A 14,903-nucleotide genomic window follows, 5' to 3' on the forward strand; every position below is an offset into this window, starting at 1 on the left:
GGGGGGGGGGGCGGCGGGGGGGGGGGGGGGCGGGGCGGGCGGGGGGGGGGGGGGGGGGGGGGGGGGGGGGGGGGGGGGGGCGCCCCCCCCCCCCGCCAGGAGTGCCCGGGTGACGAGCCACAGGAACGACACGAAGACGGTGAAGACGACGAGCGACACGAGGACCCGCACGAGGCTCGGCACGGGGAGCACGTAGAGCACACCACCCGCGTTGACGACCGTGACCCGGAAGACGGCGGCGCGGTCGAGCTCGGCGATGGTGTGTCGGCTCGTCCGGGGTCCACCGCCGATGACCACGGGCAGCAGGTAGCTGAGCGCGCCGACGACGATCTGTGCGGCGAACCCTCCGGCGAACGGGGCGACCAGCCCTGAGAGGGCGACCGCGGCGTCCGCCGCCGTGTCGGCGGTCGAGAGGATGACGCCGAAGGCGACCGTGCATCCGGCGAACCACGCGACGGCGGCCGCGATGCTGAGGGCGGCAAAGCTCGTGGGCCGGGCCTGGCGCGCCTGCTTGGCGCCTTCGACGACGACGAGCACGAGTCCGGCGAGGTAGACGAGCACTCCGAGCGCGACGAGCGGTCCGGTGTCCGCCACGCACGCCGCCGCGACGACGAGCAAGCCCACGACGAGCAACCACAGCGAGCGCCGCGCCGTACGCTCGGCGGTGTCGGTGATGCGCGTGCGAAGGACGGTGGGCCACAGGAGCACGATGGTGCCGACGACCGTGAACCCGATCCAGCCGAGAAGGTTGAACGCGAGATGTGCGGGGTAGATGCGGTCGTACCAGCCCGGGGGCAGGTCGACGCGCGCCAGGAGCACTCCCGCACCGACGCCGATGACGAGCGCCAGCGCGGCAGCGATGTAGTAGTGCACGAGGCGTGCGAAGCGGGCAGGCAGCGCGCGGCGTGCCTGGAGCGTGACGAGCGCGACGTGGGCGAGGGCGACGACGGCGAGAACGACGCCGCCGAAGAGCACGAGGGTCCAGGTGTCGGCGACGATGCCGGTGACGACGAGCGCGGCACCGAGCGTGTGTCCGACGAGCCGGGCGCCGTGCGACACCCTCCCGCCCGGTGCCGGCCGGCGCAGGATGGCGTCGGCGAAGTGCTGGCTCCACACGAGGATCGCGGCGCTCACCGTACCGAGGAGGACGAGGTGCACCATGAGCCATCCGCCGGCGGGGAAGAAGCGGTGCACCGAGATGACGAGGACCGCGGCGACGGCCCACAGCCCCACGAAGCTGTTCATGAGGAGGTACCACGCGCGGCGGGTCATGTCGGGAGTCCCGGTCGCGCGTCGGCTTCCTCCGGGCGTCTCGCAGGTGGCCCGAGCACGGCGGTCGCGACGGCGAGAACCACGAAGAGGAGAAGAGCGACGAGGTTGCCGAGGCCACCCCACCGCACGAGGTCGAGCATCTCGCGTGCGTCACCGGCGACACGCACCGCGAGGGCGACGTGCAGCAGCACGACAGGGAGGTAGAGGAATGGGCGGTACGGCAGGGTGATGCGCAGCACGGCGGGCAGGATGTGGGGCGCGTGCGCCATGATCATCGACATCACGAAGCCGAGGAACACGGCGTGGACGACGGCGTCGTACATCCATCCCTGCGGTTCGCCGACCGCGAGCCAGATCGCACCCGCGACGACGAGCCACACGTAGCCCGCGAGGAGGCACCACGCCATGTAGCGGGGCTGAGCAGCCGCTCGCACGAGTCGGGTGGCGACGTCGAAGCGGACGGCCCACGCGACGAGTAGGAGCAGTGCGGCTCCGAGCACCGGGTAGCCGACGACCGGCAACGTCGGGGCGGCGACGACGCAGGCGGTGAGCGTGATCGCGAGCGCGGTTCCGGCGGCTTCGACGCGCTTCGTGACGGTCGGGGAGATGCGGCCGAGCTCGAGGCGCTCACCGGAGATGGTGAGGATGAGGAAGACGCTCATGCCCGGGAGGATCTCGGGTACACCGAGCCCTCCGAGCCACAGGATGGCGGCGGCGAGCCCTGAGACGGCCCCGAGGGTCTGGACGGCGGTGGCGGTGGCGGGCTGTCGCTGCCAGATGACGGTGTAGAGGGCGACGAGGAGAGCGAAGCCGACGGCGACGGTCGACCGGCCCACGGCATCCGGGACGGGGAGCAGGAGACTCAGGGAGCCGAGCCCGAGCGCGCTGGGCGCGCCGTATCCCCACCAGCGGCGTGCGGCGACGGCGCGTTCGAGGGCGATGAGGGTACCGACGAACCCGAAGACGAGCAGCGGCGCGTGGAGCTCGCCGAGTCGATCGACGCGGAGAGGGCTGTCGAGGCCGAGGAGCTCGAGCGCCGCGGCGAGCCCGAGGAGCAGGGCGGCACCGCCGGGAACGAGGAAGAGCAGCCGCGGGCTCACGCGGCCCGGGCGGCTCACGTGGCCCGGGCGGCCGGACGGCGTGTCACGTGCGAGGTCGGCGCCTGGCGTTCGGCGGGGTGCTGCGGGGCTGCCATGCTCCCAGCGTACTCAGGCGGGTCGCGGCCGTCGTCAGTCGCCCGCCGCCCCGGCGAGGCCGGGGACCCGGACGGACTCGTCCGAGTACGGGGCGAGCAGCAGCGACGCCGTCGCCCACCCCTGGGCGAGCAGGCCGGCGTCGGACTCCGGCTCGGTCGAGCGTTCGGTGCCCTCGTAGCGCACCACCAGTGCTGCGTCGTCGTCGTGCTGCGCCACCCGGGCGTGGACGGCGCCGAACGTGGCGAGAGGTGCCTGGCGCAGCCCGCGCAGCTCGGCGCGCGGCAGGTCGGGCACGTTGACGTTGAGCGTGCGCCGGGACGGGGGACCGGTGAGCAGCCAGTCGAGGGCGTGCGCCGCCACCCACTCCGCGGTCTCCCAGTGCTGCGGGTCGCCGGCGTCCAGCGACACGGCCAGCGACCGCATGCCGAACGTCGCCCCGGACAGCGCGGCGCCCACCGTGCCGGAGTGCAGGACGGCGTTGCCGACGTTCGGGCCCCGGTTCACGCCCGAGAGCAGGACGTCGGGGACGGCCCCGAACGCGCCGTAGGCCGAGACGAAGGCGATGAGTGCAGGATCGGCGGCGACGGCGAGGGATCGCACACCGTCCGGCACGCCCGGCGCGCGGTGGTCCTCGACCATCAGACGGCCGTCCTCCTCGGCGCCGTGCAGCGCCGCCGAGGCGCCCGACGACTCCTCGTGCGGCGCGGCGACCAGCACGTCGAGGCCGGCTGCCTGCGCGCACCGCGCCAGCACCCCGAGGCCGGGGGACGCGATCCCGTCGTCGTTCGTCACCAGTGCCAGCATCATGACCTCCCGAGCTCGTCGACGGACACCTGGGCGGCGAAGGCCTCGATCTCGCCACGGCGACCCGTGCCGAGGCCGTGCCGTGCCACGTTGAGGGCGCCGGCAGCAGCGCCGAGCCGCGCCGCCTCCACCAGCGGCAGTTCGCGGGCGAGGCCCACAGCGATGCCGGCCGTCATGGAGTCGCCCGCACCGCGGTGGTCGACGGTGGACACCGACGGTGTCGTGAGCGTCCATCCGCCGTCCGCCGTCACGACGATCGTCGGCTCCTCCGCCCGGGAGACGACGATGGCGGCCAGGCCCTCGGCCACCCACGCCTCGGCCGCCTGTCGCAGCCCCGCCACGGAGTCGTCGTCGGCCGCGCCGGACTCGACCATCTCCTGGTCGCTCATCTTCAGCACCGCGATCGCCTCGTGCCCGACGGCGATGGCGAGCTCGCCGCTCAGGTCGGCGACGACGGGGGTGCCCGACGACGCGACGTCGCGCGCGAGCCGCGCCAGATGGTCCGGCGGGATCCCGACGTCGTGCTGGTTGCCCGTCAGCACGCAGACGTCGGACTCCAGCGCGCCGACGAGGGCGATGCCGTAGAAGTCGTCGATCGCGTGCCGGTCGAGGGGGATGGGAGGCATCGTGAGGAGCCGGGGGTCTCCGCCGCCGCGCCGGTCGCGCAGGAGCGTCCCACCGCCGCCCTGCGCGGGTGAGCGCACCTCGAGGCCGCGCGACCGCGCCAGGTGGGCGCTGATCTCGCCAGTCTCGCCCCCGAACGGGCCGCAGACGACGACCTCCGCGTCAAGCGAGCGGGCCATGGTCGCCACCCACAGTCCTTGTCCGCCCGGGTGCAGATGGATCTCGGGGACGTCGCGGGCGCGGTCCGTCTCGATCTCGATCGTCAGCAGCGGCTCCGGCGCCACGACGCAGACGGTGGTGGGACGATCGGCAGCCATGTCAGGGACCCTAGACAGGATCGCGTCATCCCGCCGGGTGGCACGGTGGCGGCCGCGGTTGCGAGGCGACGCGAGCCTGACACGGTGGCTGTGACGCCCACGCGGGCAAGGAGGACATCGCCGCCCGGCGTCCGGACGCGGATCGGTGCGCCCCGGCCGTTGCCGTGACGGCGCGCCGGTCACGCCTACGAGCGCTGGTCGGCCCGCGACAGCCGCCGGACGAGGGCGTGCACGCCCGCGCCGATCACGAGCAGGATCCCGGCGAGCACCCAGTGCCGAAGCTCCTGCTGGGTGAGCAGGAGCAGGCAGGAGGCGATCGCGAGGACAGGCATCACCGTGGGCGAGCGGAAGTGGTCGTGCTCGACGGGGTCGCGGCGCAGCACCAGCACGGCGACGTTGGTCGAGAGGAACACGAAGAGCAGGAGCAGGACGACGGTGGCGGCCAGGTCGACGAGCTCGTTGGTGGCGGCGAGCGCGATGGCGAGGGCCGTGGTCACGAGGATCGCGACGCCCGGGGTGCGGCGGCGCGGGAGCACCCGGGCGAGCGGTGACGGCAGCAGCCCCTGCCGTGCCATGCCGTACGTCAGGCGGCTCGCCATGATCATGGTCAGCAGGGCTCCGTTGGCGATCGCGACGAGGGCGATCACGGCGAAGAGCACCGGTGGCACCGCACCGGCGACCCGGACGACCTCGAGCAGGGGGCCGGAGGACGCCGCGAGCTCCGACGGCTCGACGACCGCCGGAGCGACGAAGCCCAGCAGCACGTAGACGGCGCCCGCCGTCGCGAGCGAGCCGAACAGTGCGCGCGGGTAGACGCGGGAGACGTCACGGATCTCCTCGGCGAGGTTCGCGGAGGTCTCGAACCCGACGAAGGAGTAGAACGCCACCAGGGCGCTGCCCAGGACGGCGAGCCAGACGGAGGAGTCCTCCGGCGGGCTGAAGGCGCCGCCGAGGTCGGCGTCGCCGCGCCCGATGACCCAGGCGCCCAGGATCGTGACCAGCACCAACCCGGCCGACTCGATGACGGTCATCACGACGTTCGCCTGCAGGGACTCCTTGATGCCCCACGCGTTGACGAGCGCCACCACCAGCAGGAAGACCACCGCGGCGGGCACCTGGGGGACGTCGAGGAACGCGGTGAGGTACTCGCCGGTGAAGGCCAGGGAGAGCCCGGCGGCGCTGACCACCCCGGCGGCGAGCATGCAGTACCCGACGAGGAACGCGACCAACGGGCTGCGGTACGCCTTCTCGGCGTAGACGGCCGAGCCGCCCGCGCGCGGGTACTTGGTGACGAGCTCGGCGTACGAGAAGGCCGTCAGCAGGGCGAGGCAGAGCGCGACCCCAAACGACAACCACACGAGGCCGCCCGCGTCGCCGGCCATCTCGCCGATGAGGGCGTAGACGCCGGCGCCGAGCACGTCGCCGAGGATGAACAGGAAGAGCAGGGGGCCGGTCACCGCACGGCGGAGGCCGGTCGGGCTGGAGGTTCCGGTGCCAGGCATGTGGCGATTGGGCGGGGAAAGGCCGCTTGACGCGCGACGTGATCGCGACCGGGTGCGCCGGCGTGCCACGATGGCGCCGTCCGACCGGTTGGTGAGCGCCCACGAGGAGACAGACCATGGCGGGACACCGCATCTTCAGCATGAGCTTTGCGAGCATCTACCCGCTCTACGTCGCCAAGGCGGAGCGCAAGGGTCGCACCCGGGCCGAGGTGGACCACGTCGTGCGCTGGCTCACCGGCTACGACGAGGAAGGCCTGCGGCGCGCCCTCGACGACGAGGTCGACATGGAAGAGTTCTTCGCGCGGGCACCACAGATGAACCCGAACGCCTCCCTCATCACCGGAGTCATCTGCGGGCACCGGGTGGAGGAGATCACCGACCCCCTGATGCAGAAGATCCGCTACCTGGACAAGCTGGTCGACGAGGTGGCGCGCGGCAAGAAGATGTCCTCGATCCTGCGGGGTTCCCCGGCGACCTGATGGGCCGGCCGGGCGGTCACCCGCAGCTGTCGCAGACGCCCGTGCCCGGCAGGGTCATGAAGCACGTCGGGCACACCGGCGCGGGCTTCTCGGGCTCCTGCGCCTTGGCCCGCGTGGTCCGCGTGGTGCGTCGGGGGGCGCGGGACGTCGGCGCTCCGCCGCTGCCGTCGACCTCGAAGCCGTGCTTGCGCAGGAGGGTACCGACCGCGACCTTTCCACCCTCCATCTCCTCGGGCAGCGCGGCCCGTCCGGTCGCGTACCGGTGCGCGACGGCGAGGATCGCCATCGCGTCGTAGGTCGTGCCACCGAACTGGAGGGTGGTGCCCGGCGTCGGGCTGAACCCGTAGAGCTTGAGGAACGCCACGGGCCCGCGGTCGTCGTGCTCGGCGATGGCCGAGAGGACGTGCGGACGCGTGACGGAGGAGAAGGTGGCCATACCTCGAGGGTAGGTCACCGACCGGGGCGCTCCGTCCGCCCGCGGCCCGGTACCCGGGTCAGTATCCCGCCACGGGGTCGACGACGCCGGTCAGGTCGTCCCCGGCGACGAACCGTCGCAGGTTCTCGGTGACACGTCGCCGCAGGAGCGGGTCGACCATCTCCGGGGTGTCCGGGGTGTGCGGGGTGACGAGAGCGGTCGGCAGGTCCCACAGCGGGTGCCCGTCCGGCAGCGGCTCCGGGTCGGTGACGTCGAGCGCCGCCGCGCCGAGGTGCCCCGAGGCGAGGGCGGCCACCAGGGCATCGGTGTCCACCAGCGCGCCGCGGGCGATGTTGACCAGCACGGCGCCGCGCTTCGTCGCGGCCAGCTCCGTGGCACCGATCAGCGCCCGGGTGCTGCCCGTCAGCGCGGCCGCCAGCACGACGACGTCGGCCCGCGCCAGCTCTGCGCGCAGGTGCTCGGCCGTCACGACCCGTCCGGCGCCCGGCACCGGGGCGGGACGGCGGCGCACGACGACCGTCCGTGCGCGGAACGGTGCGAGCAGCTCGAGGAACGTCCGCGCGATGCCGCCGGCGCCCACCACGAGGACCTGCGCCTCGTACAGGTGAGGTCGCGGACGGCGGACGCGAGCGCGCCGCCGGTTCCCGGGTCGAGCGTGGTGACGCCGTGCCGCTCGGCCATGGCCCGGCGCTCGGGGACCGGTTCGATGCCGATGACGGTGCCCGCTCCCTGGTGGAGCGCCACCCGGGCCGCCATCTGGCCGACCGGCCCCAGCCCGACGACCACGACGCTGCCGCCCTCCGGCACGTCCGCGTACCGCACGGCCTGCCAGGCGGTGGGCAGCACGTCCGACAGGTAGAGGTAGCGCTCGTCCGGGGTGCCGTCGTCGGGCACCTTGACCGGGCCGTAGTGCGCCTGGGGGACCCGCAGGTACTGGGCCTGCCCGCCCGGCACCTGCCCGTACAGGCGGGTGTAGCCGAAGAGTGCGGCGCCCTTGTCCTGGGAGCGGACCTGCGTCGTCTCGCACTGGCTCTGCAGCCCGCGTGTGCACATCCAGCAGCGGCCGCACGAGATGGTGAACGGCACCACGACCCGGTCGCCGACTTGGAGGTCACCGGCGGCGGAGCCGACCTCCTCCACGACGCCCATGGCCTCGTGCCCCAGGACGTCGCCCGCGTCGATGAACATGCCCAGCACGCTGTAGAGGTGCAGGTCGGAGCCGCAGACGGCGATCGACGTGACGCGGACGACCGCGTCGGTGGGTTGTTCGATCCGGGGGTCGGGGACCTCCTCGACGGAGAGCGACTCCCGTCCTTGCCAGGTCAGTGCGCGCATCTGTCCACCTCGTGTTCTCCAGCAGCTCGTCTGTGCCGCGCTTCTCGAGCACACGACCCACCCTGGGGCCGGAGGCCGGACGTTGCCACCCGGACACCCGGCGGGCGCTGGCCGGTCGACGGGGCGTCAGGCCTCCTGCGCCTCGCGCAGCACGTCGAGCGCCGACCTCGTCAGGGCGGAGCCGTCCCGCAGAGCGCGTGCCAGCAGCGCGTCGTAGGCGTCGGCCATGTCGAGGTCGAGACGTTGGGCGAGCACACCCTTGGCCTGCTCGACGACGACCCGCCCTGCGAGCGCATGGTCGACACGACGACCGAGCTCGTCCTCGTCCGACGTGCCGGGCTGGGCCACCACGATCGTCAGCATGTCCGCGAACCCCTGGGCCGTCCGCAGGTCCTCGGGCGCGGCGTCCAGCTCGGCCCGCGCGAAGACGTTCAGCCCGCCCACCACGGTGCCGCGCCACGACAGCGGGAAGGCGTGCGCGCTGTGCAGCCCGGCGTCGACGATGGCCCGCCCGACGGTGGGCCAACGGTCGAGGATCTCCGAGCGGCCGACGGCGGTCACGACCGCCCCGCGGCGGCGAGGACCTCCAGGTCGCTCGACCCTGCGGACGGAATCCTGCAGCGTCATGGCTCCTCGCTTCCTTCGTCGTCGTCCGCAGACAGGTGGTCGCGGTCGTGAGAGAAGTTCATCCTCCGGGTCAGCACGTCCTCGGCGACGGTCTCCAGGTCCGTGGACCGGGCGAAGGCGTGGGCCCGGAGGACGGCCAGCGCGTCACCGGGCGGGATCTTGAGCTGCGCGGTCACCATGCCGGTGGCCTGGTGGATGCGCGCCTTGCGCGACCAGTCGAGGGAGTCGATGTCGTTCATCAGGGATGTGCCGACCGCGTCGGCGAGGAACTGGATGTCCTCCGCGCCGCGGGACAGCCGGCCGTCGGTGAGGTAGAGGCTGAGCACGCCGACGGTCTGCAGGCCTGCGTGCATCGGCACGGCGTAGACGGTCAGGGGGCCGCCGAACGCCTTGACGGCCTCCTGGGCGAACACCGGGAAGCGGTTGGGCGAGTCCTCCACCCGTGCCACGACCAGGCTGTCGTCGTGCATGGCCTGCTGCACCGGACCTTCGCCGAGCATCTCCTGCAGTGCGTCGATCTCGGCGTAAGTGCCTGACGTGCTGACCATCAGCCGGTCACCGGGCACGGACGCGAGGGTGAGCGTGCCGCCCTGCCCGTCGAGGATCTTGACCACGGCTCGGCACAGCCGAACGGCCAGCGGCTCCTCTGCGTCGGCCGATGCCAAAGTCTGTGCGAGCAGACCCAACAGCTCTGTAGGGCTCAACCGACCGTCACCTCGTTCCCTCGTCGGGTCCAGTGTTCCACCGAGGGCCCGGGCACACGCGACCGGGCTGGTGGGCGTGGTGACGACCGTCGCCGCACCGGTCGTCACAGGCCGGGGAGACGGTCGTCGACGATGTCCCCCGTCCCCACCGCGACCAACGATCGCAGCACCGTCGTGGCGACCTCGCGCTCGGTGACCTCGCGACGCCGGGCGGCGGACCGCAGGAGCTCTCGGGCGGCCGCCTCCGGGCAGCCGTTCGTCTCCATCACGGCACCGACGGCCTGGTCGACGATCGTGGCGTCCGACGTGTCGCGCAGGAGCGCCCCGGCGGCGTCGTCGACGTCGGCGAACTCGAGCTGCAGCCGCACCGCCGCGGCGATGAGCCGGGAGTAGGCCTCGGCGGCGCCGACCAGCCGGCTCTCCCACCGGCCCCCGGCACGGGAGTAGAGGTTGAGGGCGACGGAGACCCCGGGGGCGACCTCGGACGGGACGGCGAGCGCCCGGACGAAACCCTCCTCGAGGGTCTGGGCACGCCAGGCGTGCCACCGCACCTCGGCCCGGACGGACGCCACGTCCACCTTGGCTCCCGTCGCCATCGCGTCGACGCAGGGGCCTTCGTCGACCATCGCCTCGGCCTGGTCGCACCGCTCCGCCGCCCGGCTGCTGCTGCCGGCGTGGAGGGTGAGCCCGTGCTGTCGCAACGTCACGCTGGCGTCCAGGTCGTCACCGAGGACTCCGGCCGACCGGGAGGCGCACTCCTGCAGGTACCCCGAGAGGGTCATCGCTGCCTTCCTGTGACGGGCTGCGCCACTCAAGTCGGCGTCCGCGCGTGCCCGGCCGTCTGCTCCCACCGTACGCCTGCCGGCCCGGCGAGCAGGACGCCGACGGCGCTCGCGGGTTTGAATCGATACGATCGTCTGCATGCGCAGGAAAGCCCTTACCTACACCGGTGACCTCGACCGGGTCGACGGTGCCCGTCCGGTCCGGTCCGTCCTGCGCCTGCTCGGGACGCAGCCGCGCCGGCTCGTCGTCGCCCTGTCCGCGTTCACCGTCAAGGAGATCCCCCTGTGGTTCCTGCCAGTCATCACCGGCGCCTTGATCGACATCGTCGCCGAGGACGGCGCCGTCGGCACGGTCCTGCTGTGGTTCGCCCTCGCCACCGTGCTGCTCGCGCAGAACTACCCCCACCACATCGTCTACACGCGCAACTTCATGACCGTCGTGCGGGGGACCGGCGCCCGGCTGCGCAACGCGCTCGTCGAGCATCTGCAGGGTCTGTCGATCGGTTACTACGCCCGCTCGAGCGCCGCGCTGGTGCAGTCCAAGGTGGTGCGAGACGTCGAGAACGTCGAGCTGATGCTCCAGCAGGTCACCCACCCGCTGCTCTCCGCGGTCATGGTGCTCGCCGGGGCTGTGACGATGACCGCGATCAAGGTGCCGGAGTTTCTGCCGGTCTACGCGCTCGCGATCCCGACGGCGCTCGTCATCCGCCGCACCATGGCCAAGCGCTCGAGGTTCCGCAACGAGCTGTTCCGTCGCGAGATGGAGACCTTCGCGACCCAGGTGGGCGAGATGGCCTCGCTCATCCCCGTCACCCGCGCCCACGGGCTCGAGCGCACAGCGACCTCGCGGGTCGCGTCCGGTGCCGACGAGGTGCGTCGCGCGGCCTTCTCGCTCGACATGCTCAACGGCCGGGTCGCCTCCGTCTCGTGGGTGGCGATGCAGTTCCTCGGCGTGTGCTGCCTGGTGCTCGCCGCCGTCGTGGCCCTGACGGGAATCATCGCGATCACCCCGGGCGAGGTGGTCCTGCTGTCCACGTACTTCGGCCTCCTGACGCAGGGACTCACCCAGGTGCTCAACCTGGTGCCGGTCACCGCGCGCGGCCTGGAGTCCATGCGGTCGATCGCCGAGGTCCTGGCCGAACCGGACCTCGAGGCCAACGAGGGCAAGCGGGTCGTGGGCGACGTCGAGGGTTACCTGCAGATCGAGCACGTCAGCCATCGCTACCCCGAGGCGGACGAGGACGCGCTGCGCGACGTCGACCTCGAGGTGCGGGCGGGCGAGACCGTGGCCTTCGTCGGCTCCTCGGGATCGGGCAAGTCGACCCTGCTCAACCTCGTCCTCGGGTTCGTCCGTCCCAGCAGCGGGCGCATCCTGCTGGACGGGCAGGACATGGCCGAGCTGGACCTGCGCACCGTGCGGCGCTCGGTGTCCGTCGTGCCGCAGGAGTCGGTGCTCTTCGAGGGCACGATCCGCGACAACGTGGCGTACGGGCTCGACGTGGCGTCCGATCAGCGCGTCGTCGCCGCCCTGCGGGACGCGAACGCCTGGGAGTTCGTCAGCGCGCTGCCCGAGGGGTGGGACACCGTCGTCGGGCAGCGCGGCGCGCGGCTGTCCGGCGGCCAGCGCCAGCGTCTCGCCATCGCCCGTGCGCTCGTGCGGGACCCGCGCATGCTGTTCCTCGACGAGGCCACCAGCGCCCTCGACCCGGAGGCGGAGGCCACCGTCCGGGACGCGCTGAACCGGCTCATGCGGGGGCGGACCACCCTGGTCGTGGCCCACCGGTTGTCGACCATCCGTCAGGCGGACCGCATCGTCGTGCTCGACCGCGGCCGCGTCGTCGAGGTAGGCAGCCACGACGAGCTGCTCGCCCGCGGAGGCCGGTATGCGGCGCTGCACGCGGCGCAGGAGGATGGCGTGAGCACCTAGCCGCGGGCGGCGCGGCCCGGCGCGGCCGCGGGCCTCACCGGACGGTGAACGACCTTTCGTCCCGCAGCGGCACCTCCTGGACCTCCACGTCCGTCACGTGCGCGTCCGCGGGCCCGGTCCGCAGGGCCTCGAGGACCCGGTCGACGGCTGAGCGTTCACCCTCGAGCGCGGCCTCGAGCGTGCCGTCGGGACGGTTGCGGACGAACCCCGCGACCCCGGCCTCCTGCGCGGCGCGCTGCGTGACCCAACGGAAGCCGACGCCCTGGACCGTGCCGCGCACGAGGACGTGCACCCGGATGCTCATGGCTCCACGGTAGCGAGCGCACCGGACTGCGCCATCGGTCGTGCCGCCGCGTAGAGTACTGGCGTGATGCAACGAGACGCAGGGATCGGCGCGGCCGCGCACAGCACCGACGAGCTGGCTCAGGGACGGGTGCGGCTGCAGTCGCAGGACCGCTGGATCCCCGAGGGCATGGGGGAGACCTGTCGGCAGGCAGCGGCCGAGGGAATCGTGCTGCTGAAGAACGACGGGGGGCTTCTGCCTGTGGGTGGGAGCGCTACCATCGCCGTCTTCGGCCGGGTCCAGCACGACTACTTCACGGTCGGCTACGGCTCCGGAGGAGACGTGCGCCCGCCGTACCTGTGGAACCTCCTCGACGCGCTGCGCGCGAGCGACGACGTCGAGGTCGACGCCGAGCTCGCCGAGCGCTACGAGACGTGGTGCGCCGAGCACCCGGTGGACCCCGAGCCCGAGTGGGGCACGTGGCCGCGGTCGCACCCGGAGATGCCCCTGACGGCCGACGACGTCGCGGCGGTCGCCCGACGCACGCCGCTCGCTCTGGTGGTCGTCGGCCGGTCCGCCGGCGAGGCGCGCGAGCAGGCCCTCGAGCCGGGCAGCTTCCACCTCACCGACGACGAGCGCACCCTGCTGCACGACGTGTCGACCGCGTTCGAGCGCACGGTCGTCGTCGTCGACACCGGCAACGTGGTCGACCTGGGCTGGACCCGTGAGTACGACCTCGACGCCGTGCTGCTCGCGTGGCAGGGCGGCATGGAGTCCGGTCGCGCCGTCGTCGACGTGCTCACGGGCGCCGTCCCCGCCGGCGGCAAGCTCACCGCCACGATCGCGACCTCCTACGAGCACTACCCCTCCGCGGGGCACTTCGGGGCCGAGGACTTCAACGAGTACGTCGAGGACGTGTACGTCGGGTACCGCTACTTCGAGACCTTCGCGCCCGAGCACGTGCTGTACCCCTTCGGGTACGGGCTCGCCTACACCACCTTCGACGTGCGGAGCGCCGAGGTGACGCACGACGCTGGCAGCGTCGTCGTGCCGGTGACCGTCACCAACACGGGGGCTCACGACGGCACCGAGGTCGCCCAGGTCTACGTCCGTGCGCCGCACGGCCTGCTCGGCCGTCCCGCGCGGCACCTCGCCGCGTTCGCCAAGACGCGGGTCCTGGCGCCCGGCGAGTCCCAGACGATCGAGCTGCGGTTCGACCTGGACGACGTCGCCGCCTACGACGACTCGGGCGTGACCGGCCACCGCTCGTCCTACGTCCTGGAGGCAGGCCGCTACGAGGTGCTGCTGGGTACGGACGTCCGGTCCGCCGCCGTCTGCGGCGGCGTGGAGGTGCCCGCGCTGCGGGTCGTGCGCCGACTGAGCGAGGTCGCCGGCGTCGAGCCGCAGCACGCCTTCGAGCGGTTGGTGGCGCGCGCCGGGGACGACGGCGGCACGGTCGCCGCGTACGACAAGGTGCCGACGGCGACGGTCGCCCGTCGCGAGCGGGTGCTCGGGGACCTGCCCGCGCCGCTGGAGCGCACCGGCGACCGGGGCATCACCCTGGACGACGTCGCCGGGGGCCACGCGAACCTGGACACCTTCCTCGCCCAGCTCGACGACGACGAGCTGGAGGCGTTGAGCCGCGGCGACTACGTCATGGACTCCGCCCTCGGTGCGCCCGGCAACGCCGGCGCGCTGGGCGGGACGGTCGCGTCCCTGCGGGGCAAGGGCGTGCGGCCCCTGACGACCACCGACGGCCCCGCCGGCATCCGGCTGGCCACCTACACCTCGCTGCTGCCCAGCGGGACGGCGCTGGCCTCGACCTGGAACCCCGGCCTGGTCGAGCGGCTCAACGTGCTGCTGGCGCAGGAGATGGCGGTCAAGGGATCCGACATCCTGCTCGCGCCGGGCATGAACATCCAGCGCGACCCGCTGTGCGGACGCAACTTCGAGTACTTCTCCGAGGACCCGCTGCTGACAGGGATCATGGGTGCGGCGACCGTGCGGGGCATCCAGCACGCCGGGCTGGCAGCCTGCCCGAAGCACTTCGCCGCCAACAACCAGGAGACGAACCGCGAGCACAACGACTCGCGCGTCTCCGAGCGGGCGCTGCGCGAGATCTACCTGCGCGGATTCGAGATCTGCGTCACGACCGCCGCACCGCGGACCGTCATGACCTCCTACAACAAGATCAACGGCACGTGGGGCCACTACCACCACGACCTGGTGACCACGGTCCTGCGCGGCGAGTGGGGGTTCACCGGGGCGGTGATGACCGACTGGTGGCTGCGCGAGAGCACGGACCCGGACTTCCCGTCCCTGCGCAACGACGCCTACCGGGTGCGCGCCCAGGTCGACGTCAACATGCCCGGAGCGTGGGGTCGCGACGTCCAGACCGGGGACGGGTCGCTGCTGGAGTCGTTCGCAGCGCCGGACGGGATCACGCTCGGTGAGCTGCAGCGCACGGCGCGCAACGTGCTGCGCCTCGTGCTGTCAGCCGCACCGCGGGAGCGTTGAGCTAAGATCCTGCCCGGACAGCATCGCTGGGAGGCGTGGGACGACTCGTGAGAAAAGCTGCGGCATCCGCAGACAGTGACGATAGGCCGGGCACCGCC

Annotated in this window: 13 protein-coding genes and 2 pseudogenes; 3 read left to right on the forward strand and 12 right to left on the reverse strand. The window is 72.8% G+C overall.

Going from position 1 to position 14,903, the window contains the following annotated elements:
* From ACH5HR_RS01015 to ACH5HR_RS01035, 5 genes and pseudogenes are all read right to left on the reverse strand, one after another.
* Positions 1–1,272 (reverse strand): annotated as a pseudogene (locus tag ACH5HR_RS01015) (multicopper oxidase domain-containing protein); the annotation flags it as partial.
* Positions 1,269–2,390, reverse strand: coding sequence for a DUF8744 domain-containing protein (locus tag ACH5HR_RS01020; RefSeq protein ID WP_416475754.1), 1,122 nt, complete (start codon positions 2,388–2,390; stop codon positions 1,269–1,271). The pseudogene ACH5HR_RS01015 and the gene ACH5HR_RS01020, both read right to left, overlap by 4 nt.
* A 111-nt stretch (positions 2,391–2,501) precedes the next feature.
* On the reverse strand, positions 2,502–3,260 hold the full coding sequence (gene surE / locus ACH5HR_RS01025; protein WP_402371929.1) for a 5'/3'-nucleotidase SurE: 759 nt from the start codon (positions 3,258–3,260) through the stop codon (positions 2,502–2,504).
* A gap of 11 nt (positions 3,261–3,271) precedes the next feature.
* Positions 3,272–4,213 carry a PfkB family carbohydrate kinase gene (locus ACH5HR_RS01030; RefSeq protein ID WP_416475755.1) on the reverse strand — a complete coding sequence of 314 codons (942 nt, stop codon included), beginning with the start codon at positions 4,211–4,213 and terminating at the stop codon, positions 3,272–3,274.
* A 185-nt stretch (positions 4,214–4,398) separates the two neighbouring features.
* Entirely contained in the window at positions 4,399–5,715 is a 1,317-nt protein-coding gene (locus tag ACH5HR_RS01035; RefSeq protein WP_416475757.1) for an APC family permease, read from the reverse strand.
* Between the two features lie 116 nt (positions 5,716–5,831).
* Here ACH5HR_RS01035 and ACH5HR_RS01040 point away from each other — a divergent pair, with 116 nt between their 5' ends.
* Positions 5,832–6,194: a DUF2200 domain-containing protein gene (locus tag ACH5HR_RS01040; RefSeq protein WP_416475758.1), complete on the forward strand. Its 363-nt coding sequence runs from the start codon at positions 5,832–5,834 to the stop codon at positions 6,192–6,194.
* A gap of 16 nt (positions 6,195–6,210) precedes the next feature.
* Here ACH5HR_RS01040 and ACH5HR_RS01045 read toward each other — a convergent pair whose 3' ends face one another.
* The 6 genes and pseudogenes from ACH5HR_RS01045 to ACH5HR_RS01070 all read right to left on the reverse strand — a co-directional run bounded on the left by ACH5HR_RS01045 (position 6,211) and on the right by ACH5HR_RS01070 (position 10,078).
* On the reverse strand, positions 6,211–6,630 hold the full coding sequence (locus tag ACH5HR_RS01045) for a ScoMcrA-related endonuclease (protein ID WP_402371925.1): 420 nt from the start codon (positions 6,628–6,630) through the stop codon (positions 6,211–6,213).
* A gap of 58 nt (positions 6,631–6,688) precedes the next feature.
* Positions 6,689–7,213 (reverse strand): NAD(P)-dependent oxidoreductase, encoded by a 525-nt coding sequence (locus ACH5HR_RS01050; protein ID WP_416475759.1) that lies wholly within the window; start codon positions 7,211–7,213, stop codon positions 6,689–6,691.
* 20 nt (positions 7,214–7,233) lie between these two features.
* A pseudogene (locus ACH5HR_RS01055) lies at positions 7,234–7,965 on the reverse strand (alcohol dehydrogenase catalytic domain-containing protein); the annotation flags it as partial.
* 126 nt (positions 7,966–8,091) lie between these two features.
* Positions 8,092–8,592, reverse strand: a complete 501-nt coding sequence (locus ACH5HR_RS01060) for an ANTAR domain-containing protein (protein WP_416475761.1) — start codon at positions 8,590–8,592, stop codon at positions 8,092–8,094.
* Positions 8,589–9,206 carry a GAF and ANTAR domain-containing protein gene (locus ACH5HR_RS01065; protein ID WP_416475762.1) on the reverse strand — a complete coding sequence of 206 codons (618 nt, stop codon included), beginning with the start codon at positions 9,204–9,206 and terminating at the stop codon, positions 8,589–8,591. Before ACH5HR_RS01065 ends, ACH5HR_RS01060 begins: the two co-directional genes overlap by 4 nt.
* Before the next feature lie 194 nt (positions 9,207–9,400).
* Entirely contained in the window at positions 9,401–10,078 is a 678-nt protein-coding gene (locus ACH5HR_RS01070; RefSeq protein ID WP_416475764.1) for an ANTAR domain-containing protein, read from the reverse strand.
* A gap of 139 nt (positions 10,079–10,217) precedes the next feature.
* Between ACH5HR_RS01070 and ACH5HR_RS01075 the strand changes: the two genes are divergently transcribed.
* Positions 10,218–12,005, forward strand: a complete 1,788-nt coding sequence (locus ACH5HR_RS01075) for an ABC transporter ATP-binding protein (RefSeq protein ID WP_416475766.1) — start codon at positions 10,218–10,220, stop codon at positions 12,003–12,005.
* A 34-nt stretch (positions 12,006–12,039) separates the two neighbouring features.
* On the opposite strand, the gene ACH5HR_RS01080 is transcribed toward ACH5HR_RS01075, so the two are convergent.
* Positions 12,040–12,309 carry an acylphosphatase gene (locus tag ACH5HR_RS01080; protein WP_402371905.1) on the reverse strand — a complete coding sequence of 90 codons (270 nt, stop codon included), beginning with the start codon at positions 12,307–12,309 and terminating at the stop codon, positions 12,040–12,042.
* Positions 12,310–12,375: 66 nt separating this feature from the next.
* On the opposite strand from ACH5HR_RS01080, the gene ACH5HR_RS01085 reads away from it, so the two are divergent.
* Positions 12,376–14,805 (forward strand): beta-glucosidase, encoded by a 2,430-nt coding sequence (locus ACH5HR_RS01085; RefSeq protein ID WP_402372089.1) that lies wholly within the window; start codon positions 12,376–12,378, stop codon positions 14,803–14,805.
* Positions 14,806–14,903 lie beyond the last annotated feature (98 nt).

Origin of the sequence: Isoptericola maris (assembly GCF_048065335.1) — a bacterium.
Lineage (GTDB): Bacteria > Actinomycetota > Actinomycetes > Actinomycetales > Cellulomonadaceae > Isoptericola > Isoptericola rhizosphaerae.